We start from the raw sequence: 647 nt of genomic DNA on the forward strand, positions 1-647 counted from the left end.
TCCGGGCACACCGCTTGGCGCCGGCTGCGCGAGTGGCAGGAGGCCGGGGTGTGGGATCGGCTCCACCGGGCTGTGCTCGAGGAGCTCTCCGTGGAGGAGATCCTCGACTGGTCCCGGGCCAGCATCGACGCGGTCTCGGTGCGGGCCAAAAGGGGGGGGCGAGCTGACCGGCCCCAACCCCACCGACCGCGGAAGACCGGGTACCAAGTACCACCTGCTCACCGACCGGAACGGCCTGCCCCTGCACGTGCTGGCCTCGGCGGCGAACGTCCATGACAGCAAGCTCTTTGAGCCGCTGCTGGAGACCAGCCCGGCGGCGCGCGGTCGCCGCGGTCGCCCAGGGCGTCCCCGTCGCCGGCCGGAGAAGCTGCACGCGGACAAGGGCTACGACTACCCGAGGTGCCGCCGCTACCTGCACCGGCGGGGCATCAAGGTCCGGATTGCCCGTCGTGGGATCGAGGCCAAGACCCACCTGGGTCGGCACCGCTGGCTGGTGGAGCGCACCATCTCCTGGGTCCTGCGTTTCAAGCGCCTCGGGCTGCGCTACGACCGCACCGAGGCCACGTTGCTCCCGTTGCTCCTGCTCGCCATCACGCTCATCAACCTCCGCCGACTGTGCCAGGCAACGGAGTTATGAGACAAGGTCT

General features: G+C 70.2%; 1 pseudogene. It reads left to right on the forward strand.

From position 1 onward, the window contains the following. Positions 1–637: pseudogene (locus tag ACP7CD_RS18370) on the forward strand (IS5 family transposase); the annotation flags it as partial. Positions 638–647 lie beyond the last annotated feature (10 nt).

The sequence above is a fragment of the Kocuria sp. LHG3120 genome (genome assembly GCF_049897445.1).
Taxonomy (GTDB): domain Bacteria; phylum Actinomycetota; class Actinomycetes; order Actinomycetales; family Micrococcaceae; genus Kocuria; species Kocuria rosea.